Source organism: Pseudoclavibacter sp. RFBJ3, assembly GCF_002931375.1.
Classification (GTDB): Bacteria; Actinomycetota; Actinomycetes; order Actinomycetales; family Microbacteriaceae; genus Pseudoclavibacter.
Genome location: NZ_PSXZ01000013.1, coordinates 214,276 through 235,213, shown reverse-complemented (window position 1 = coordinate 235,213; position 20,938 = coordinate 214,276). Strand labels below are relative to the sequence as shown.

Sequence of the window (20,938 nt, the reverse complement as noted above, 5' to 3'; positions counted from 1 at the left end):
TCCGAGGGCCACGGGCGCCCCGCTCACCCCGCTCGTCCCTTGAGGCAGAATGGGGCGATGCAGGATCACGGTGCAGCGGGACGCGACGAAGGTCCCGCGGGAGACACGAGCGCGGCGGTGTGCGTCGTCGAGTCGTGGCGGGTCGAGTCGGGGCGCGTCATCGCCGCCGCCGCGCACCGGCAGCGTTTCGAGCGCTCCGTCGCCGAGCTCTTCGGGGAGGCGGCAGCAGAGCGTCCCCCGCTCTGGGCTGGCAGCCCCGCTGGACTCACCCCGGTCGAGGCTGACTGGCCTCGAATCTGGGGCGACGTCTTCGAGAGCACGCCCCTCACCGACGCCTGGTTCCCGCGACTCTCCGCCCGCCTCGACGACGGCCGCCTGCTCGTCGAGCTCACCCTGCGGCCGGCTCCGGAGGCGCGGCCCCTCACGAAGCTCAGCACCCGCCTCGACGAGCGGCGCTGGCCGACGCTCAAGGGCCCCGACTTCCCGTCCCTCGCAGAGCTCAGGGCGAGCGTGCACGAGGAGGGTGCGGCCGATGCCCTGCTCGTCGACGAACGCGGCGCGATCACCGAGGCCGCCTACGGCACTGTCGTCGGCTGGCTCGGCGAGACCCTCGTGGTCCCCGCCGCGAGCCGCCGAGTGGCGGGGACGACCCTCGGCGTGCTCGAGAGACTCCTCGCCACAGCGGGCGTCACGCGCGTCGAGGGGGAGCTGCTCGCCGACCCGCTCGCCTCATCCGCTGAGCGCGGCTGGGATGAGCTCTGGTACCTCAACACGCTCCACGGCATCAGCCCCGTGTCCATGCTCGACGGCACACGCCTCGGCCTCGACGTCGCCCGCGTGCGCAGGTGGCGGCCTCGCCTGCACGAGACGAGCGCCGTGCCCCGGCAGGATGGGCGCTCGGCGTGATCGTCGTCGTCGACAACCGCGATTCGTACACCTACAACCTCGTCCAGCTGCTCCTGGAGCTCAGCGATCAGGAGGTGCGGGTCGTCGACGCCGGTGACATGCAGGCGGTGGATGCGTGCCGCGGCTGGGTCTCCGAGGGGCTCGTCGCCGGGGTCGTCATCTCGCCCGGCCCCGGGCATCCTGCCGAACCGGCCGACTTCGCGGGCTCGGCCGTCGTGCTCGACGCCGCACTCGCCGAGGAGCGACTGCCCGTTCTCGGGGTGTGCCTCGGCCACGAGGGCATCGCCGTGCGGTACGGCGGGGAGGTCGTGCCGGCCCCCGAGGCGAAGCACGGGTGGCGCAGCCCCCTCTCACACGACGGGTCTGGCCCGTTCGCCGGCGTGCCCCAGGGCTCCCTCGTCACGAGGTACCACTCCCTGGTCGTCAGCGAGCCCCTGCCGTCCGGGCTGCGCGTCACGGCGCGCAGCGAGGACGGCGTCGTGCAGGGCCTCGAGGTCGAGGGCCGGCCGGTCTGGGGTGTGCAGTTCCACCCGGAGTCGATCGCGAGCGAGCATGGCCGGCAGATGGTCGCGAACTTCGTCGACGCCGTGGATGCGGCGGGGCTCGTCGCGCCCGCTCGCTGGGCTCTCGGCGCTCGTCGCGCTCGCGGTCAGCGCGAGGCGAGCCGTCGCCCCGAGGAGATCGGGGCGTTCCCGCGGCCCGCAGCTCGCGAGCTGTTCGTCGCGAGCCGTGTGGTGCGCGGCCCGCAGCCGGAGGGCACGGCCGCAGCCGAGGCCGCCGCAGCGGTGATCTACCGCGAGGTGCTCCGCCGAGGCTCTGCCAGCGTCTGGGTGGATGTGCCCGACGACACCGGCAGGCAGGCGCGGTTCAGTATCCTCGCCGACGACGCCCCAATCGGTACCGGGACCTGCCCCGCGCACGCCGCTCGCCTCGACGGCTCAGATGAGGCAGCGCACGAGACCGAGCCGGGCTGCGAGACGTGCGAGCCCGCCCGGGTGCTGCGCTTGGACGGCGACGGGAGCTTCGAGACCGTGCAGCGGGAGCTCGATGCCATGCGCGCCGTCGGGGGCGACGGGCTCGCGTTTCGCGGCGGGCTGCTCGGCTACTTCGGGTACGAGCTCGGGGTGCGGATGCTCGGCGTGCTGCCCCGGGAGGCGGAGGAGACCGCGTCCCCCCTCCCCGACGCGTGGTGGCTCGACCCGCGGCGCGCGGTGCTCGTCGACCGCGCAACTGGCGCAGTCACCGTCGTCGCGACCGCGTCGAGCGGCGCGCTCGCGGAGGCCGGCGCCGAGCGCTTCAGCGCCGAAGTCGGCGAGGCCCTCGAGGCGTCAGGCGGCGAGCGGCGGCAGGCTCTCCCCGGCGCGGGACGCGCCCCGGCGATGTCCCTGGGCCCCGACGCCCTCGCCGCCGGCGCCTGGCATACGTCGAGAGAGCAGTACGCCGCCGACATCGAACGCTGCCGCGAGCATCTCCTCGCGGGGGACTCGTACGAACTGTGCCTGACCAACGAGTTCCGGCCGCACGACGACCCCGACCCGCTCAGCCTGTTCCTGGAGGTGCGCGCCGCCGACCCGGCGCCCTACGCCGCACTGCTCGAGTTCGACGGCGGCGCGGTCGTGACCGCGTCCCCCGAGCGGCTCCTGCGCGGCACCCCGGACGGGGAGTACGAGACGAAGCCCATCAAGGGCACCGCGGCTCGCGCCTCAGACCCCCTCGCCGACGCCGCCGCGGCCAGAGACCTGGCCAACGACCCGAAGGTCTTCGCCGAGAACCTCATGATCGTCGACTTGCTGCGCAACGACCTGGGCCGCGTCTGCACCCCCGGCTCGGTGCACGTGCCGAGCCTCATGGCCGTCGAGTCGTATACGACCGTGCACCAGCTGGTCACGACCGTTCGCGGTTCGGCCCCCGGCGTGCCGCCGCTCGACGTCGTGCGGGCGCTGTTCCCGGGCGGATCCATGACCGGGGCGCCGAAGCTGCGCAGCGTCGAGCTGCTGCGCGACATCGAAGGCCGCGACCGTGGCGTCTACGCCGGTGCGCTCGGCGTGCTGGGCGCCGACGGATCGACCGAGCTGAGCATCGTCATCCGCACCGCCGTCCGGGATGCGCGCGGCTGGTCGATCGGCGCGGGAGGCGCGATCGTGCTCGCGAGCGACCCGGAATCCGAGACCCTCGAGGTCGAGCTCAAGGCGAGCGCCCTGCGACGCGCGTTCACGCGCGCCGTCTCGCGCTGACGCGTCCGGGCGGAGCGGGCGCGATCAGGCGACGCGGGTGCCCGGCGGCAGCCGCTTCGCGGGTGTCCGCGTGCGCGCCCAGGCGCCGAAGAGCAGGCCCCCGGCGAGCACCAGCTGGAGCGCCAGACCGACGAACCAGGTGGGGACCGTCGAATCGAGCACCTCCTGCGACGTCGGGCCGGGCTCGAAGTTCGAGCCAGTCGGGTCAGCGCAGCCGTCGTAGCGCTGCTCGCCCATCTCCGGGGGAATCTGCGACTGACGCAGCAGCAGCTTCGCGCCGGAGAAGAAATCGTCTGGCTGATCGCTCGCGCCGAAGGAAACCGGCGTCGCGTCCGTCAGCACCGCGAACGGATTCGCGGCCAGCACGCCCCAGACGAGGTCGTATCGCGGAATCTCGTAGGTGTACGTCTCCCAGTCGCCGCACGTGAAGCTGTTCTCGTCGAAGGGCTGCTCCTCGCCGAACTCCGCATAGACGGGGTACCGGGAGGTGTTCGTCACCTCTGCCGTCACCGCAGCACCACCCAGGCCGAACGCGATGCCCGTGCCCACCGTGAGCGCGGCGATCGTCAGATAGCTCGCCGCCACAGAGAAGAGCGGCCTGGCCAGGATGCCGCTGAAGCCGACGCCGATAGCGGCCACGACGCCCACCTCGACGAGCAGCACCAGCAGCGAGACGACCACCTGCACGGGAGCGACGGCCCCCACGAGCCCGGCGAAGATCAGGAACGGCGCCGCGACCGCCAGGAACGCGAGCCCGGTCGCCCAGGCGGCCAGGAACTTCGCCGCCACGATCTCGGCTGTCGTCGCGAGCGTCACCTGGATGGGCGCGAGCGTCGCCGCGTCCCGGTCGCCGTTGATCGCGTTGCCGCTGAGCGTCGGCGAGACCAGCAGAGCGAGCAGCAGCACGAAGTACACGACGATCGAGTACATCCACGACCCCGACTCCTGCAGGTCGCCGAAGACCACCAGCGAGAGCGCGGTCATGCCGAGGAGCAGCACGGCGAAGACGCCGAGCAGCACGTACCAGGCGACGTTGCGGAGGCGCTGGCGCAGTTCGAGGGTGACAAGCGTCGTGACACGGACGGGGCTCATGACTGCTCTCCGAGGTCGAGGTAGGTGTGCTCGATGTCGCCCAATGCTGGGGCGAACTCCGCGACGTCGATGCCGGCGGTGAGGATCGCGCGCAGGCCGGCCGCGGCCGCGGCGTCAGAGGAAAACGGGACGAGGAACCCGGTCCGTTCGGCGCGGATGCCCGGAGCTCCGGTCCCCAGCACCGCCGCCAGCTGATCAGGCCCGACGCCCTCCGTCAGCACGCGCACCCGCCACTGTCGCTCCCGCGCCGACGCCTGCGCGAGCCGGTCGGCCCGCACCGTCACGCCCGCCTCGATGAAGACGGCATCGTCGACGATCTCGTCGAGCTCGGACAGCACATGGCTCGAGATGAGGATCGTGGAACCGGCCGCCGCAAGCTCCCGCAGGTGCTCGCGCAGGCCGACCCTCGCTCGCGCATCCAGGCCGGAAGCGGGCTCGTCGAGGAGCAGCACGCTCGGGGCGTGCACCAGAGAGCGCGCAAGCCCGAGGAGCTGCTTCTGCCCGCGGGACAGCACGCGAGCCTGCACCTTCGCGAGGTCGCTGAGGCCGACCCGGGCGAGGAGCTCGGTGGCGCGGGCATCTGCCGCGGCGCGCGGCAGGTCGTAGAGGCGGGCCGTCGTCACGAGCGTGTCGTGCACCGACAGCGACGGCCAGGCGCCGAGCGCGTCCGGCATCCAGCCGAGCTGCGCCCGCACCTCGGCTGTCGCCGTCGACGGGTCGAGGCCGTTGATGCGGATCGTCCCCGCATCCGGTCGCAGCAGCGAGGCCAGCATCAGCAGCAGCGTCGTCTTGCCGGAGCCGTTCGGGCCGACGAGCCCCGTGACCGCTCCAGCGCGCGCCGTGAAGCTCACATCGCGGACCGCGTGCGCTGCGCCGAAGGAGCGCCTGACGTTCTCGACGAGGATTCCGCGTTCTGACATGCGGCCAAACGTAGCGAGCGGATGCGACGCCACGCTGAGAGGCGGCGCGCGTCGGGCTGACCAGCATCAGTGCAGGATCAGCCTGTTTCGGCGTCGCGGGCCCTATCTGGCCGCAGATCGCACTCATTTCGGACAGCCGCCGCCGATACACCCGCGTCGGGCAGCGCAACCGTCCGTCACACAGCGTCGCGAAGGTGGACCGCACGTGAGGGCTGTCACAGGATAGTCAGATGCTCGTGAGCCGCTCGGCTCCGAACAACACCCGACAGCAAGCTCGACAACCTGGAAGGAGTTCGCACATGTGCCGTCTGCTCGCTTACGCAGCCCCACGTGACACCACCGTCACGAAGGTGATCGGAGACATGAACAGCGACGCCTTCCAGCGCATGACCAGCGTGCACAACGACGGCTGGGGCACCGCCTGGCTCGCCGCCGGCTTCGGCGAGACGCAGCGCGAGATCGAATCCCTGCGCATCTCCACGCCCGGCCAGAACGACCCGCTGCTGTCGACGCTCCTCTCGGACGCCCCCTCCAACGCCCGGATCGTGCACCTGCGCCTCGCGACCGACGACTTCAAGCGGACCAAGGTGAACACGCACCCGTTCGTCGCCGAGGGCCTCGCCTTCGCGCACAACGGCTCGATCGTCCCCACCTGGCGCTTCGACGACCTGCTCCGCCCCGAGATCCGCGCCACGGTGGCCGGCGACACCGACAGCGAGCTGTACTTCGGCCTCGTCCGGCAGAACGTGCGCGACGGCCTCTCCCTCGAGGAGGCGGCCACCGCCGCCGTCCGCGTGCTGCGCGACGAGTTCCCCGAGTCGAGCCTCAACGCGACCATCCTCTCCGCAGACGAGCTCGTGGTCGTCCACGCCTCGAGCACGGCACACGTCACGGAAGCGACGTTCGCGCGCTACGGCATCGACGCATCCACCCTCCCCAACGGGCACACCGACGAGTACTACCGGTTGAGCATGCTCCGCGCCGCCGACGGAACCACCGTCTTCTCGTCGACCGGCATCGACACGGCCGGCTGGACCTCGGTGCCCGAGGACACGATCTCCCGCATCGACCTCGCGTCGCTCGACTTCACGCAGCGCGCGCTCTTCTCGAGCGCCGCGGAAGCACGCGGAGCAGCGGGCCGTGCAGCTGGCGTCGCCGCTCCCACACCCCCGCGTCTCGTCGCCGTCTAGGCCCGCGACGCACCGCCTCCGCTGGCCGCCTCTCTGGGGCGTGGGTCTCCCCGCGCGTACACTGGCTGGCGTGTCTGTGAACCCTGAACTTGCCGGCCGCCGGTACGAGCTCCCCGAGCCGTACCTCGTGGGCCGAGAGCACATCCGCTCGTTCGCGAAGGCCGTGCTGGCCTCGCACCCGACGCACTTCGACGTCGACGCAGCCCGCGCTGCCGGGTACGCCGACCTCGTCGCACCCGCCACGTTCCCTGCCGTGCTGCAGGATGCGGGGCTGCAGCTCCTGCTCTCCGACCCCGAGGCGCAGATCGAGCTGTCGCACATCGTGCACGGCGACGAGCGCTTCACCTACGAGCGCCCGATCGTCGCTGGCGACGAGCTGCGCGCCGCTCTCGAGGTGAAGAGCGTCAAGTCGCTCGGCGGCAACTCCATGATCAGCGCTCAGACGGTGCTGACGGATGCGGCTGGCGAGCAGGTCGTCACCGCATCGGCAACCCTCGTCGTCCGCGCAACGCCCACCGAGAGCGAGTGACCGCATGACTGACACGATCTCCGTCGCGCAGCTTCCGCGCCCCGACTTCACGAGCCTCGAAGCCGGAACCGTCATCGCGGAGCGCTCCGTCACGCTCACCCGCGACATCCTCGTGCGCTACGCGGGCGCATCTGGCGACTTCAACCCCATCCACTACCGTGACGACGTCGCCGAAGCGGTCGGGCTGCCCGGTGTGCTCGCGCACGGGATGCTCACGATGGGGGTCGCGTTGCAGCCCGTCGTCGACGCCCTCGGCGACCCTGGCCGCGTCGTCGACTACCAGGTGCGCTTCACGCGGCCCGTCGTCGTCGACCCGCAGGCCGGCGCTGAGGTGTCGATCGTCGCGAAGATCGGTCAGCTCGCCGGCGAGGACGGCGTGGGTCGCATCGACCTCGTCGTGTCCTTCGGCGGGCAGACGGTGCTCGCGAAGTCGCAGGTGCGCGCCGACTTCCGCGGCGAGGTTCCCGCCGTGCTGCCCGCGGAGGCCACCGCGTGACGAGGCTCTCCGAGCTCACGACCACGCAGGTCGGTGGGGAGGCGACGCAGCTCGTCGCCCCCGCGACGCGCCCTGAGCTGATCGCCGCGGCCGAGGAGCTGTTCGCGAACCACGAGCAGCCGCTGATCCTCGGCGGTGGTTCCAACACGATCGCCACCGACGACCGCATCGACGAACCCGTGCTGCTCGTCGTGACGAAGGGCATCCACCAGCTCGACGGACCCGTCGACAAGGTGGGCCAGGCTCGCGTGCGCATCGACGCCGGTGAGTCGTGGAGCGCCCTCGTCGACTACGCCGTCGCTCGCAACTGGAGCGGCATCGAGGCGCTCGCCGGCATTCCCGGCTCCGTCGGCGCGACCCCCGTGCAGAACATCGGGGCGTACGGGCAGGAGCTCTCCGATGTGCTCGCCCGCATCGAGTTCTACGACGTCGATGCCGATACAGTGCGCTGGATCGACGCCGCCGATCTCGGTCTCGGCTACCGCACCTCCGCGATCAAGCGCGGCGAGTTGCGAGGCGTCGTGACTCGCGTCGAACTCGACCTCGTCGAGATGCCGGAGGGCCAGAGCGAACCGGTCCGGTACGACCAGCTCGCGCGCGCGCTCGACGTGCCCCTCGGCGAGCGGATGCCCGTGCACGTCGTCCGCGACGCCGTCATCCGCCTGCGCGCCTCGAAGGGCATGGTGCTGGATGCGCACGACCGCGACTCCGTCTCGTCCGGTTCCTTCTTCATGAACCCGATCGTCCGCTCCTCGTTCGCGAGCGAGCTGCCCGAGATGCCGAAGTTCGACGCGGGCAAGGACGAAGACGGCTCCCCGCTCGTGAAGCTCAGCGCTGCGTGGCTCATCGACCACGCCGGTGTGCAGAAGGGCTTCTCGCTGCCGGGCTCGAACGCCGCCATCTCATCGAAGCACACGCTCGCGATCACGAACCGCGGCGGTGCGACTGCCGAGCAGATCGTGGAGCTCGCCCGCTTCGTCCGTGCGCGCGTCGAAGCGGAATACGGCGTGCGGCTCGTCAACGAGCCTGTCCTCGTCGAGCTGACGATCTAGGCACAGCCGGGCGAGACCAGCCGGGTGAGCCGGAAGCCCCGAAGCGCTGCACGCGCTTCGGGGCTTCCCTCTCGGTGCACCCAGCGTCCGCTCGGGACGCGTGTCAGTGGTGCATGCACTGCGCGCACCAGGCGCGGAGTGCGTCCTGCTCGCGGCGGGCGCGCTCCGAACTGTTGCGGCGCCGACGATGCTGCTCGGCGTGGTCCAGTTCGGGTTCTTGACGCCGCGCGCTGCGCATGAGCAGCCACAGTGCGACGCGCAGCTCGATGCGGTGGAGCAGCGAAGGCTGCACCGCGGAGGTGGGCGTGGACGCGGATGTGGGCGTGATCGTGACGTGCACGGTGCTCGGGTTTGAGGTGTGGACGGTGGTCAGGACGTGATTCATGAGAGTGGTCTCTCCGGCAGAAGGCATGCAAGAAGAAGGCGCTCACTCGAGCGGGGCCGCGTTAACGCGGCGCGAGAGACGTGACTGCCGTGCAGTCGACGAATGCGGCGGCTGCTATGCCGCTGCGTATCCGTCGGGCGTGGGGGCAGACTTCACCCACGACACGGAGCTCAGGAGATGTGGGCGCCCAGGGAACGAGTCGCCGACTGCTGAATGCAAAATGTGAACGTACGCATTATCGGGACTCCTCTCTGTCTGGGCGCGTGCTGCGACCCTATCGAGTCTGCGAATACCCGTCAACCTTTTGGCAGGGCGGGGCAGGGCACTCTGGTAGATGGCGCTCAGCCCCCGGATGCTCGGGTCAGTCGAGGACGACGGAGGCGCGGGGCTCCTCGCCGTCGAAGCTCACCGTGACCGTCAGCGGCGTGCCCGTGGCGTCGTCGGGGAGGTCGATCTCGCTCGTGTGCGGGGCATAGTCCGCTGTGCACGCCTGGTCGGGGTAGGCCGTGGCCTCGAGGTACTGCAGGTCGAGGGTCTGCGCGTCCACCGCGTTGACTTCGGTGAGGATCGCCGGGCATCCCGAGCTGCCCCACGTCGTGACGGAGATCGAGGAGCCCTCGTCGAGCCACATGACGAGCGGTCCTTCCATGTCGCCGGCTCCGACATCTTCGCCGAATCCCTTCGGCAGGCCGCCGTAGTTGTCGCTCGCGACGCTCGTCGGCGTGGCTGCGGGAGCGCATCCGCTCAAACCGAGCGCGGTGACCGCGATCGTGGGGAGTGCAAGCAGGGCGACGCGTGCAGACTTCATGCATCAAGCCTACGACTTCGGGCGGAGAGACCCCTGGCCTGGATCCGCAGCAGGGAGGTACGCTTTCGCGCTCATGCGCCTTGGTCCCATGCGGGCCGCTGGGTCCGCCGACGCCCTAGCTCCGGCGGAGCAGGCCGAGATCGAGGCCCCTCGTCACGGCGCGCACCCTGGAGTTGACCTCGAGCTTCGCGAAGACCTTGCCGAGGTGCGTCTTCACGGTCGCCTCACCGATATGGAGGCGCACGGCGATCTCAGGGTTGGACATGCCGTCGGCGACGAGCTGCAGCACCTGCAGCTCGCGTTCGCTGAGCGCGGGGGCTGAACCGGGCGAACCGGCAGGCGGATGCGCGGTGCTGGAACCGGCGGATGCCGCTGCCCCGGCAGCTCGCGTCTGGGCTACGAGCTTCGCGGTCACCGATGGTGCGAGGGCCAGCTCGCCCGCGGCCACACGGCGAACGGCCTCCACGAGCTCTGCCCCGCTGGCCGTCTTGAGCAGGTAGCCGCTTGCCCCGGCCTCGATGGCACCGATGATCGCGTCGTCGCTGTCGTAGGTCGTGACGACGAGGATGCGTGTCTCGGGGAGCGCCGCCAGGATCTGCCTCGTCGCGCTCACACCGTCGGTGCCCGGCATGCGCAGGTCCATGACGACGACGGCGGGCGTCGTCGAGGCCGCGCGAGCAACCGCGTCGGCCCCGTTGGCGGCTTCAGCGACGACCTCGATGTCGGGCTCGTCCTCGAAGATGCCCACGAGTCCGGCGCGCACGATGGGGTGGTCGTCGGCGACCAGGATGCGGATCATCGCTCGGCACTCGCTTTCGCCGGAATCGTCACGGTCACGATCGTGCCACGCCCTGGTGCGCTGGCGATGTCCACGCCACCCCCGATCGCGTTGGCGCGGTCGCGGAGGCTGTCCAACCCGAATCCGCTCGGCTCCGCCTCCAGCTCGAATCCTCGGCCGTCGTCGGTGACGTTCAGCACGACGTTCGCGGCCCCGTGCTCCACTGAGAGCTGCACGCTCGTGGCATGAGCGTGCCGCCTCGCATTCGACAGGGCCTCCTGCGCGCATCGCAGCAGGACCACTTCGCTCTCCCGCTCCAGCGCGCCGGCCTCCAGCTCGATTCGCGCCTCGGCGAGCACGCCCGTCTCGCCGCGGAACCGATCGACGAGGCGCCTCAGGGCATCTGCGAAGGTCGCTTCCGCGGGGTCGGTCGACCGCACCGGCGCGTTCTCGGCGATGAGGCCCCGCGCCTCGGCGAGAGCGTCGCGGGCGAGCGACGCGATGAGGTCGGCCCGTTCCTCCTGCGCGGAGAGCTCCTCGCGCAGGTGAGCCCCCGCGGAGCTCTCGTCGTCGCGCATCCGCCCGATCTCCTTCGCGCTGCGGTCAGCCAGCATCGCGAGGCCGGCCAACGTCTGAGCCAGCGTGTCGTGCAGGTCGCGGGAGATGCGCTCCCGCTCGACGGAGGCGCCGCTCAGCCGAGAGAGCTCCTGCACGTGCTCCTGGGAGGCCGTGAGCTGCTCGAGCAGCTCACGTCGCTCGTCGGCCACTCGCCAGGCGTAGCTGATCGACAGCCCGATGCCGCAGGTCGCCGCGACGCTGAAGAGCTGGCCCGGCAGGATGTCCGGGATCTCCTCGACCCCGTTGTACAGCGCCGACACCGCGCCGATGCCGAACGCGATGCCGATCGAGACGAGGATGCTCCGTCTCGCGCTCACGCACACCAGCCAGACGAGCGGATAGATGAGGGTCTGCACGAAGCCCGTCCAGGGCACGAGCACCATCGAGACCGTCACGAGCAGCGTGACGAGCAGGATCAGCGCCGCGCCGCGGCGCGGGTCGGTGAGCGACCTGACGCCGAAAGCGAGCCACACGACGGGGATGAGCAGGAGCGCCCCCGTCGCCACGAGCGCCTCGGAGCGTTCGGACTCGGTGGCCGCGAAGGCCGCCACCGAGCCCGCGACGACGGTGTTCGCGAGCGCCGTGCCCACGATCAGCAGGTGCCACCAGCGCCCGTCCCGAAACCAGAAGTCGACCATGCGCTCATCCTCCCGCACCCCACCGACATTGCTGCACGGTCGGGTCAGGGGCGTCAACTCCGCCCTCGACTCCAGCGGAAGGTGAGCAGGCTCGCGACGAGCCCGATGACGGTCCAGACCCCGAGCGTGATCGCCGCGGCCCCCAGTCCCCACGTGCCTCCGACCTCGGCAGCCGCGAAGGCATCTGGCAGGAACACGCTGCGCATCCCGCGCACGAGACCGGCGAGGGGGAAGAGGTTCGACACCTGCTGCATCCACTCGGGCAGGACCGAGAACTGCACGTAGATGCCCGAGAGGAACTGCGGCACGAGCACAAGCGGCAGCACGATGGCGGATGCGGACCGTGCAGAGCGCGGGAGCGCCGAGATCGCGATTCCGAGGGAGGCGAAGCAGAGGATGCCGAGGGCAGCGAGCCAGGCGAAGCGCGCCCACAGCTCGCCATCTTCCGGCAGCGAGATGTCGAAGGCGATGACCGCGAGCCCCATCAGCATCGCCAGCTGCAGCGTGCACGTGATGAGGACGAGCCCGATCTTCCCGATGAAGAACGACACCGGGCTGAGCGGTGTCGCGCCGAGTCGGGCGAGGCCGCCCTCGTGCTTCTCCGTGGCGATGTCGATGCCGAGGAACTGCATGCCGGAGAGGAGGATCGCCATCGCGAGCATCCCGGTCAGGTAGTACTGCGACATCGTCACGTCGGCGAAGCGTGGGTCGTCGACGACCGTCTCGCCGCTGAAGATCGAGGCGAAGAGCGCGAACATGACGAGCGGGAACAGGAAGACGAAGAACACCTGGTCGGTCTGCCGGAAGTAGCCGCGCAGCTCGAAGGCGATGCGCCGAAGACCGTTGCCGATCGTGGACCTGGGCTGCGACGGAGTGCGTGTGGGCGATTGGATGCTCGGCTGCGACTTCGCGTCGCCCGAGACCGCGGTCTGGCTCATCGTGTTCCTCCTGCGGGTGCGGCAGCGCGTGCTGCATCGTCGGTCGCCGCGAGTCCCGCGGCGGGTGAGGCAGTCGCGGGGGAGGCGGCCGGGTGCTCGCCGATGATCTCCAGGTAGACGTCCTCCAGGGACGGGCGGGTCACGGTGAGCCCGGCGGGTTCCGGGCCGAGGCGCTCGACGAGCGCGCCGACGAGCTGTGCGGGCGCGTCCGTCGTCTCCTCGCGCCACCTGCCGTCCTGCTCCTGCCAGCGAACCCGCGGCGTGCGCGATTTCGGCCCGCCGATCGTCGCGATGTCGCCGATCTCGATGAGCTTCCCGGCGGCGATGATCCCGGCACGGTCGCTGAGCTGCTCCGCCTCGTCGAGATAGTGCGTCGTGAGCACCATGGTCATGCCCTCGCCCTTGAGCTGCTGGATAAGGCCCCAGAACTCGCGGCGCGCGTTGGGATCGAACCCGGTTGTCGGCTCGTCGAGGAACAGCACCTCCGGGTTGCCGATGATGCCGAGCGCGACATCCACTCGCCGTTTCTGGCCACCGGAGAGGCGACCGACTCGCTGCGACGCGAATGGGGCGATGCCGCACCGCTCGATGGTGTCGTCCACGGCGCGAGGGTTTCGGTAGAGGCTTGCGAAGTGGCGAAGCACCTCGCGGGCCGAGTAGCGCTCGATGTCGGCGCTCGACTGGCTGACGACGCCGATTCGGCCTCGCCACTCGGCGTTGCCGCGGGCCGGGTCCTGCTCGAGCACGCGCGCGGTACCGGAGGTCGCCGCGCGGAAGCCCTCGAGGATCTCGATCGTGGTGCTCTTGCCAGCGCCGTTGGGGCCGAGGAAGGCGAAGGTCTCGCCGTGTCGGACCTCGAAGGAGAGGCCGTCGACGACGTCGCGGTCGCCGTAGCGCTTGACGAGGTCGGTGACCTCGATGGCTGCTTGTGTGCTCATGGTGCAATCAAACGCCGAACGGGGCGGACGCGACAGGGCCCGACCGGCGGATACGCATCCACCGTTCGGGGGAGGTGCGGGCCGCGCCGCCGCTGACCAGCTTCCGTGCAATATCCCCTGCACTGGGCCGCAGCGGGGCCCGTTCGCGAGTTTTTGCACTCAAGTTGGTCAGACCTGGGCGGACACACCCGCACATACTGGTGCCATGGCCTCACCCGATCTCGATGAGCTTCGCCGTCTTCGTCGTGCGCGCGACTTCATCGACAGGGAGTTCGCGAGCCCGCTCGACGTGCCGGCCATGGCGAAGGCAGCCCACATGTCGGCGGCTCACTTCAGTCGATGCTTCCGAGAGGCGTACGGCGAGACCCCGTATGCCCATCTCATGACACGGCGCATCGAGCGCGCCAAGGCGCTGCTGCGCACCGGCGAGGTGAGCGTCACGGATGCGTGCACGGCGGTCGGGGCCACGAGTCTCGGCTCGTTCAGCAGCCGCTTCGCGGAGATCGTCGGCGAGTCGCCGAGCGCCTATCGGGCGCGTGATCACAGCGGCAGCGTCGTCATCCCGAGCTGCACCTCGCAGATCTGGGGGCGTCCCCGCCGCGTGCGCGAGCGACCAGGAATGGCGCAACGGGAAGCCGGCGACGGGCAGGCGCGTCTCTGAGCAGTTTCGAAGAAGTGAATGTCGGTGGCCGGTCCTAGCATCGGACACATGACGCTCTCACTCAGCCACGTGCACGTGTTCACCGACGACCCGGATGCGGCGCTCGTGTTCTACCGAGACGCCCTCGGCCTGGAGGTGCGCAGCGAGGTTCCGAATGAGGGGTTCCGCTGGGTCACGCTCTCCGCCCCCGGGCAGCCGGAGCTCGAGATCGTGCTCTCGCACCCGAAGGCGGGGCGTTCGGAGGAAGACGGCGACACGCTCGCAGCGCTGCTGGCGAAGGGGGAGCTGCCCGGCCTCCTGTTCCGAACGAGCGACCTCGACGCGCTGTTCGAGAGGGTGCTGGCGACGGGCGGAGTCGAGGTGCTGCAAGAGCCCACCGATCAGTTCTGGGGCGTCAGAGATGCCGCATTCCGCGACCCATCCGGCAACATGGTGCGGGTCAGTCAGGCCTAGCCGACGACATATCACCCACATCGGTTCGTCGCCAGTCCAGCGCTCGGCTGGCTCCCCGTTTCGAGGCAGATGATCACGGCATGACTACAGTCGCTGACACGATCGTCGATATCCTCCACGATGCCGGAGTCGAGCGCGTCTACGGGCTACCCGGAGACTCGCTCAACGGATTCACTGACGCCATCCGACGAAACGACGCGGTCGCCTGGTCGCACGTGCGACACGAGGAGGCCGCGGCCTTCGCCGCCTCCGCAGACGCAGCACTCACGGGCGAGCTCGCTGTGTGCGCCGGCAGCTGCGGCCCGGGCAACCTGCACCTCATCAACGGGCTGTACGACGCGAACCGAAGCCGCGTTCCCGTGCTCGCGATCGCCGCCCACATCCCGTCCGCGGAGATCGGCAGCGGCTACTTCCAGGAGACGCACCCGCAGGAGCTCTTCCGGGAGAGCAGCGTGTACTGCGAGATGGTGGGGGTGCCGGAGCAGCTGCCTCGGATCCTGGAGATCGCCATGCGCGCCGCGGTCGAGAAGCGAGGCGTCGCCGTCGTCGTGATTCCCGGCGAGATCTTCCTGCAGGAGAGCGCAGGACGACGCAAGTCGGCACCCATCCTCCCCGCGAAACCCGTCGTGCGACCTGCCGACGACGAACTGGCGCAGGCCGCCGACATCCTCAACTCGGCGAAGAAGGTCACCATTCTCGGTGGCGCTGGCACACAGGGCGCACACGCGCAGCTGCTTGCCGCCGCTGAGGCGCTGCAGGCACCCATCGTGCACGCGCTCCGCGGGAAGGAGTTCATCGAGTACGACAACCCCTACGACGTCGGCATGACGGGCCTGCTCGGCTTCTCCTCCGGCTACCGGGCCATCGAAGACTGCGACGCGCTCCTCATGCTCGGCACCGACTTCCCGTACCAGCAGTTCTTCCCGTCACAGGCGAAGATCATCCAGGTCGACATCCGCGGCGAGCAGCTCGGCAAGCGCACGCCCCTCGACCTCGGGCTCGTCGGCGACGTCGGCGACACCCTCGACGCCCTCATCCCGCTCCTCGAGGGCAACAAGAGCGGCAAGCACCTCGAAGCCTCGGTGAAGCACTACCGGAAGGCCCGGAAGGACCTCGACGCGCTTGCCGACAACGACCGGGGGCGCGCCCCCATCCACCCGCAGTACGTGGCACGGCTCGTGAGCGAGCTCGCGAGCCACGACGCCGTCTTCATCCCGGATGTCGGTTCCCCGGTCGTCTGGGCGGCCCGCTACCTCGAGATGAACGGCCAGAGGAGGCTCATCGGCTCGTTCAGTCACGGCTCCATGGCCAACGCCCTTTCGCAGGCGGTCGGCGCGCAGACCGCCTTCCCTGGGCGCCAGGTGGTGGCGCTCGCGGGAGACGGCGGACTCGCGATGCTCCTGGGGGAGCTGCTCACGCTCAAGCAGAGCAAGCTGCCCGTGAAGATCGTCGTGTTCAACAACTCGTCGCTGAACTTCGTCGAGGTCGAGATGAAGGCCGCCGGATTCGTGAACTACGGCACCGACCTCGACAACCCCGACTTCGCCGAAGTCGCCAAGGCGGTCGGCATCCACGGGCAGCGCGTCGAGAACCCGAACGACCTCGAGGCTGCCCTCCGCGAAGCCTTCGCCCACGACGGGCCCGCGCTCATCGACGTCGTGACCGCACGGCAGGAGCTGTCCATCCCGCCGACCATCACGGCCGAGCAGGTCAAGGGCTTCACCCTCTACGCGCTGCGAACAGTGCTCTCCGGGCGCGGAGACGAGCTCGTCGACCTCGCCGACACGAACCTGCTGCGACGCATCTTCGACTGACCGTCGCCCAGCCGCATGTCCCGCCCGCGCCAAGGCAGCTGCCTGGCGCGGGCGGTACTCTCGCAGGCATGACGCAACCGCCCCTCACGCCACCGCCGGGTCAGAACGGCGGGTTCGACCCCCGCCGGCAGCAGCCGGGTGCCGCTCCTCAGGGTGGCCAGGGCGAGTGGGGCGGACCACCGGCCCAGGGCTTCGGTCAGCAAGGGCCTGGTCAGCAGGGCTCTGATCAGGAACGGCCGCGGCACCAGGGCCCCGGTCAGCAAGGTCCCGGCCGGCAAGGTCCGGGGCAGCAGGGCTCTGGTCAACAGCTCCCATGGGGAGCGCCGCCGAGCGGGCAGCCGCCGGCTCCCGGTCAGTTCCCGCACCCTGGAGTCGTACCTGGCCAGGCTCCTGGCGGCTTCGGCGCGCCGGGTCAGTTTCCCGCTTCCGGGCGGCCTCCGGCGCCAGGCCAGCCACAGCATCCCGGGCAGTTCCCAGGCCAGCCGCAGACCGGCATCCCTGGTCAGGTGCCGTTCGTTCAGGCCCCACCGTCGCATCTGCCGGCTGGAGCCCCGCCGCCTCGCTACGCCCCGCAGCAGCAGGCGACACCGCAACCACGGCGTCGAGAGCTCGGCGAAGACCCTGAGCTGCAGAAGCAGCGCAGGCGCCCCGTCGGCCTGCTCCTCGGCGTCGGCATCAGCGGCGTCGCGATCGTCGCCCTCGTCGTGGGCCTCTTCATGGCGTTCAGCTCGCCGAACGATCCCACCATCCCCGTCGGCGGCGCCGACCCGAACGCGGCGACCTCGACCCCCGTGCCGACGAGCACGCTCATGCCGGCCGCGCCCCAGGACGCCGCACCCGGGTTCATCCCGATCACGACCGACGTCGTGTTCCCGAACGGCATCACCGTCGTGAACCCGCCCCTCGGCGGATGGGAGCAGGACATCTCCGAACGGCAGCCGAACCTCTACATCCTGAGCGACCCCGCATCCGGTGCCTACTTCTCGATCGCCCAGGAGAACCTGCACAAGAGCGAGTACCGGGACGAGGACATGACGAGGTCGGAGCTGAACTCGGCGTCGCTGCAGTTCACAGCCAAGCCGGAGCCGGTTGGCGACCCCGTTCCGCTCGTCCTGAAGGGGGCAGGCGGCTACGAGCTGGAGCTCCTGGCGCAGCGCCTGCGCTGGTCGGACGGCTCCGAGGGAATGATGGCGTCCCGCTACATGCCTTCGACCGGCACCAAGATCACAATCCTGGCGAACGCGTGGGGCGGGGAGCTAGACGACCCGAACTCGCGCATCTCGCAGAAGGTCGCGGAGATCTCCTTCACGACGCCGTAGTCGCGCCCGCTCGCTGGCCTACGCCCGCTCGCTGGCCTGCGCCCGCTCGCTGGCCTGCGCCCGCTCGCTGGCCTGCGCCCGCTCGCTGGCCTACGCCCGCTCGCTGGCCTGCGCGTCGCCCGCCGCCCCCACGAACCTCGAATAGGCCAGTTTCACCCCATCCTGAACCTTCGGATGGGGTGAAACTGGCCTATTCGGGGGAGCGGATGCGCGGCGCGCGGGCGCGGCTGCGAACGCGGGGCCGCGCGGCTCGGGCTAGAGCTCGACGCCCGCGAAGAGCTTCTGCAGGCGCTGCACGCCCTCGAGGAGCGCGTCGTCGCCGAGCGCGTAGCTGAGGCGCAGGTAGCCGGACGGGCCGAACGCCTCACCTGGCACGACCGCGACCTCCGCGACGTCGAGGATGAGGTCGGCGAGGTCGAGCGAGGAGTTGATCTGGCGCCCCTCGATCTCCTTCCCGATGAGCCGCTGCACGTCGGCGTACACGTAGAAGGCGCCCTCCGGCGTCGGCACGCGGAAGCCGTTGACCTTGCTCAGCTCCTCGACCATCGTCGTGCGGCGGCGGTCGAAGGCGAGGCGCATCTGCTCGACGGGCTCGGTGGGCCCCGTGAGCGCGGCGAGCGCGGCACGCTGCGCGATGTTGTTGACGTTGCTCGTGAGGTGCGACTGCAGGTTGCCCGCCCCCTTGATGGCGTCGACGGGCCCGACCATCCATCCGACGCGCCAGCCGGTCATCGCGAACGACTTCGCAACGCCGTTGACCAGGATCGTGCGGTCGGCGACCGCCGGGGCGGCCTCGACGATGGACACTGCGCGGACGCCGTCGTACGTGAGGTTCTGGTAGATCTCGTCGGCGATGACCCAGATGCCGTGCTCGGCGGCCCACTCGCCGATGGCGCGGGTCTCGGCCTCGGAGTAGACGGCGCCGGTCGGGTTCGACGGCGAGACGAAGAGCATCGCCTTCGTGGCGGGGGTGCGTGCGGCTTCGAGCTGGTCGACGGTGACCTTGTACTCCTGGTCGGCGCCGGCGAACACGGGAACGGTGGTGCCGCCCGCGAGCTGGATGACCTCGGGGTACGTGGTCCAGTACGGGGCGGGGAGGAGGACCTCGTCGCCTGCGCCGACGACGGTGTTGATGGCCTGGTAGACGGCCTGCTTGCCGCCGTTCGTGACGATGACCTGCGAGGCGGGGACATCCCAGCCCGAGTCGCGCTTCGTCTTCTCGGCGATGGCCTCGCGGAGTTCCGGCAGGCCAGGCGCCGGCGTGTAGCGGTGGTTCTTGGGGTCGCTCACGGCGACGAGGGCGGCGTCGACCACGTGCTGCGGAGTCGGGAAGTCGGGCTCGCCCGCCGCGTAGCTGATGACGGGCCGGCCGGCGGCCTTGAGGGCCTTGGCCTTCGCGTCGACCTTGAGGGTTGCGGATTCGGCGATCGCGGCGATGCGAGGAGAGAGACGTGAGTCGGAAACCATGGCCCTGAGTCTAGGTGCGGTGGCCACGCCTCGTCAGCGAGTTGCGCCCGCGTTGGACTTCCGTGTGGCACCTGTCGTATGCTTTCCTGGTTGCCGAAAGCGACATACTGAACCGCGCCTGAAACTGTTCCCTATGGAACGGCTGCAGACGGTATCAGGGTGAACGGATGCACGCATCCGGTGTTCACGCAAAGGGCGGTGGCTCAATTGGTAGAGCAGCGGTCTCCAAAACCGCAGGTTGCAGGTTCGAGTCCTGTCCGCCCTGCATTTCGGTGCTGAACGCACCCACTACGGGGCCCACCATCGAAGGTCTCAACCATCGAAAGGGAGAGCGCGTGAGTCCAAGCAAGTCAGATGAGGCGACAGACGTCGCCGAGTCAAAGCGAGGCTCCGAGCCGAAGCGCGGCATCATCGGCCGTATCGCTCTCTTCTTCCGTCAGGTCATGGGCGAGCTCAAGAAGGTCGTCACCCCGACCCGGGCTGAGCTCTTCAAGTTCACGGGCGTCGTGCTCGTCTTCGTCATCTTCATGATGGCGCTCGTCACGGTGCTCGACCTGCTCTTCGGGTGGGGCGCTTCGTGGGTCTTCGGTCAGGGAAGCTCGTTCTTCCCGAGCGAGCCGGCCGCGACGCCGGTCCCGACGGAATAGCCGGAGCGCGCCAAGCTCTCCACCGGCTCACAGGCCTCCACCGACAACGGGCGAGCAGCCCAGCATCACAGAATCGAGATGAGGAATCGTGTCAGACCCGAACGTCGCCGACCCGAACGGTCTTTACGAGACCGCCCTGGAGCAGGACTCCGAAGTCGTAGAGGCCCAGGAGGGTGACCGCGACATCGACGCAGAATTCGACGCGGCCCACGAGATCGAAGAGTCCGACGAAGTCGTGACCGAGGAAGACCTCGACGACGGAGAAGGCGCGGACGTCGTCGACCCCGAGGTCGACGCGATCGTCAACGATGTCCTCGAGATCGACACGAGCGAGGAAGAGGCCGCCGCGGCTGCCGCGACCGAGGACGAAGAGGTCGAGGCTCTCGAGGAAGACCCGGACGTCGACCCGTACGAGACCTTCAAGCGCGAGCTGCGCCTCAAGCCGGGCAAGTGGTACGTCATCCACACCTATGCCGGCTTCGAGCGTCGCGTGAAGCAGAACCTGCACCAGCGCACCGAGTCCATGAACATGAGCGACTTCATCTACCAGGTGGAAGTCCCCATGGAAGACGTGGTCGAGATCAAGAACGGCCAGCGCAAGATGGTCACACGCGTCCGCATCCCCGGATACGTGCTCGTCCGCCTCATGCTCAACGAGGACAGCTGGTCGGTTGTCCGTCACACCCCGGGTGTGACCGGCTTCGTGGGCAACGCCCACAACCCGACCCCGTTGCGCTTCAACGAAGCATTTGAGATGCTGAAGAGTCTGGTCGAAGTCGCTGAAGCACCCGCGAAGGCGAACGCATCCGGTCAGGCTGGCCTCCAGAAGCGCCAGCCCATCGCAGAGATCGACTTCGAGATCGGCGAGACCATCACGATCAAGGAGGGCTCCTTCGAGGGGCTCACCGGATCGATCAGCGAGATCAAGCCCGAGAGCGGCAAGCTCACCGTGCTCGTGTCGCTCTTCGAGCGCGAGACCCCGGTCGAGCTCAGCTTCGACCAGGTCACGAAGCTCTAGATCTCGCTCCAATAGGGCTGCTGCCCTCAGAAACCAC

21 protein-coding genes and 1 tRNA gene are annotated in these 20,938 nt (G+C 69.7%); 13 read left to right on the top strand and 9 right to left on the bottom strand.

Annotated elements, in window-relative coordinates:
- Positions 1-57: 57 nt before the first annotated feature.
- Positions 58-906 carry an aminotransferase class IV gene (locus tag C5E07_RS13255; protein ID WP_104299786.1) on the top strand — a complete coding sequence of 283 codons (849 nt, stop codon included), beginning with the start codon at positions 58-60 and terminating at the stop codon, positions 904-906.
- Complete coding sequence (locus C5E07_RS13250; protein WP_146080597.1) at positions 903-3,140, top strand: chorismate-binding protein; 2,238 nt, start codon at positions 903-905, stop codon at positions 3,138-3,140. Before C5E07_RS13255 ends, C5E07_RS13250 begins: the two co-directional genes overlap by 4 nt.
- 24 nt (positions 3,141-3,164) lie before the next feature.
- Here the strand turns inward: C5E07_RS13250 and C5E07_RS13245 are convergent, their stop codons facing one another.
- Both C5E07_RS13245 and C5E07_RS13240 read right to left on the bottom strand, forming a co-directional pair.
- Complete coding sequence (locus C5E07_RS13245) at positions 3,165-4,232, bottom strand: ABC transporter permease (protein ID WP_104299782.1); 1,068 nt, start codon at positions 4,230-4,232, stop codon at positions 3,165-3,167.
- On the bottom strand, positions 4,229-5,152 hold the full coding sequence (locus tag C5E07_RS13240; protein ID WP_104243278.1) for an ABC transporter ATP-binding protein: 924 nt from the start codon (positions 5,150-5,152) through the stop codon (positions 4,229-4,231). The genes C5E07_RS13245 and C5E07_RS13240 overlap by 4 nt, the downstream gene beginning before the upstream one ends.
- Positions 5,153-5,451: 299 nt before the next feature.
- Between C5E07_RS13240 and C5E07_RS13235 the strand changes: the two genes are divergently transcribed.
- The 4 genes from C5E07_RS13235 (at position 5,452) to C5E07_RS13220 (ending at position 8,419) form a co-directional block, all read left to right on the top strand.
- Positions 5,452-6,342, top strand: coding sequence for a class II glutamine amidotransferase (locus C5E07_RS13235; RefSeq protein WP_181058035.1), 891 nt, complete (start codon positions 5,452-5,454; stop codon positions 6,340-6,342).
- Positions 6,343-6,412: 70 nt separating this feature from the next.
- Positions 6,413-6,871, top strand: a complete 459-nt coding sequence (locus C5E07_RS13230; protein WP_104243274.1) for a MaoC family dehydratase N-terminal domain-containing protein — start codon at positions 6,413-6,415, stop codon at positions 6,869-6,871.
- Positions 6,872-6,875: 4 nt separating this feature from the next.
- The gene (locus tag C5E07_RS13225; RefSeq protein WP_104299778.1) at positions 6,876-7,367 is read left to right on the top strand and encodes a MaoC/PaaZ C-terminal domain-containing protein; all 492 of its coding nucleotides are present in this window, start codon (positions 6,876-6,878) and stop codon (positions 7,365-7,367) included.
- Positions 7,364-8,419 carry a UDP-N-acetylmuramate dehydrogenase gene (locus tag C5E07_RS13220; RefSeq protein ID WP_104299776.1) on the top strand — a complete coding sequence of 352 codons (1,056 nt, stop codon included), beginning with the start codon at positions 7,364-7,366 and terminating at the stop codon, positions 8,417-8,419. The genes C5E07_RS13225 and C5E07_RS13220 overlap by 4 nt, the downstream gene beginning before the upstream one ends.
- 103 nt (positions 8,420-8,522) lie before the next feature.
- Here C5E07_RS13220 and C5E07_RS13215 read toward each other — a convergent pair whose 3' ends face one another.
- The 6 genes from C5E07_RS13215 to C5E07_RS13190 all read right to left on the bottom strand — a co-directional run bounded on the left by C5E07_RS13215 (position 8,523) and on the right by C5E07_RS13190 (position 13,522).
- Positions 8,523-8,804, bottom strand: a complete 282-nt coding sequence (locus C5E07_RS13215) for a hypothetical protein (RefSeq protein ID WP_104243268.1) — start codon at positions 8,802-8,804, stop codon at positions 8,523-8,525.
- A 361-nt stretch (positions 8,805-9,165) separates the two neighbouring features.
- Complete coding sequence (locus tag C5E07_RS13210; protein WP_104299774.1) at positions 9,166-9,612, bottom strand: hypothetical protein; 447 nt, start codon at positions 9,610-9,612, stop codon at positions 9,166-9,168.
- A 115-nt stretch (positions 9,613-9,727) separates the two neighbouring features.
- Complete coding sequence (locus C5E07_RS13205) at positions 9,728-10,411, bottom strand: response regulator transcription factor (RefSeq protein WP_104299771.1); 684 nt, start codon at positions 10,409-10,411, stop codon at positions 9,728-9,730.
- The gene (locus C5E07_RS13200) at positions 10,408-11,646 is read right to left on the bottom strand and encodes a sensor histidine kinase (RefSeq protein WP_104299769.1); all 1,239 of its coding nucleotides are present in this window, start codon (positions 11,644-11,646) and stop codon (positions 10,408-10,410) included. Before C5E07_RS13200 ends, C5E07_RS13205 begins: the two co-directional genes overlap by 4 nt.
- Positions 11,647-11,699: 53 nt before the next feature.
- Positions 11,700-12,584: an ABC transporter permease gene (locus C5E07_RS13195; protein WP_104299767.1), complete on the bottom strand. Its 885-nt coding sequence runs from the start codon at positions 12,582-12,584 to the stop codon at positions 11,700-11,702.
- On the bottom strand, positions 12,581-13,522 hold the full coding sequence (locus tag C5E07_RS13190; protein WP_104299765.1) for an ABC transporter ATP-binding protein: 942 nt from the start codon (positions 13,520-13,522) through the stop codon (positions 12,581-12,583). The genes C5E07_RS13195 and C5E07_RS13190 overlap by 4 nt, the downstream gene beginning before the upstream one ends.
- A gap of 205 nt (positions 13,523-13,727) precedes the next feature.
- Between C5E07_RS13190 and C5E07_RS13185 the strand changes: the two genes are divergently transcribed.
- From C5E07_RS13185 to C5E07_RS13165, 4 genes are all read left to right on the top strand, one after another.
- Complete coding sequence (locus C5E07_RS13185; protein ID WP_104299763.1) at positions 13,728-14,183, top strand: helix-turn-helix transcriptional regulator; 456 nt, start codon at positions 13,728-13,730, stop codon at positions 14,181-14,183.
- Between the two features lie 48 nt (positions 14,184-14,231).
- Complete coding sequence (locus C5E07_RS13180) at positions 14,232-14,636, top strand: VOC family protein (protein WP_104299761.1); 405 nt, start codon at positions 14,232-14,234, stop codon at positions 14,634-14,636.
- An 80-nt stretch (positions 14,637-14,716) separates the two neighbouring features.
- Positions 14,717-16,450 (top strand): ubiquinone-dependent pyruvate dehydrogenase, encoded by a 1,734-nt coding sequence (gene poxB, locus C5E07_RS13175; RefSeq protein ID WP_104299759.1) that lies wholly within the window; start codon positions 14,717-14,719, stop codon positions 16,448-16,450.
- A gap of 506 nt (positions 16,451-16,956) precedes the next feature.
- Positions 16,957-17,769 carry a hypothetical protein gene (locus tag C5E07_RS13165; RefSeq protein ID WP_104299755.1) on the top strand — a complete coding sequence of 271 codons (813 nt, stop codon included), beginning with the start codon at positions 16,957-16,959 and terminating at the stop codon, positions 17,767-17,769.
- Between the two features lie 255 nt (positions 17,770-18,024).
- Here the strand turns inward: C5E07_RS13165 and C5E07_RS13160 are convergent, their stop codons facing one another.
- The gene (locus C5E07_RS13160; RefSeq protein ID WP_104243248.1) at positions 18,025-19,236 is read right to left on the bottom strand and encodes a pyridoxal phosphate-dependent aminotransferase; all 1,212 of its coding nucleotides are present in this window, start codon (positions 19,234-19,236) and stop codon (positions 18,025-18,027) included.
- Between the two features lie 192 nt (positions 19,237-19,428).
- On the opposite strand from C5E07_RS13160, the gene C5E07_RS13155 reads away from it, so the two are divergent.
- The 3 genes from C5E07_RS13155 to nusG all read left to right on the top strand — a co-directional run bounded on the left by C5E07_RS13155 (position 19,429) and on the right by nusG (position 20,901).
- Positions 19,429-19,501 (top strand) — tRNA-Trp (locus C5E07_RS13155).
- A 70-nt stretch (positions 19,502-19,571) separates the two neighbouring features.
- A complete protein-coding gene (secE, locus tag C5E07_RS13150; protein WP_104243246.1) occupies positions 19,572-19,883 on the top strand; it encodes a preprotein translocase subunit SecE in 312 nt (103 codons plus the stop codon).
- An 88-nt stretch (positions 19,884-19,971) separates the two neighbouring features.
- Entirely contained in the window at positions 19,972-20,901 is a 930-nt protein-coding gene (nusG, locus tag C5E07_RS13145; RefSeq protein ID WP_104243244.1) for a transcription termination/antitermination protein NusG, read from the top strand.
- Positions 20,902-20,938: the final 37 nt, after the last annotated feature.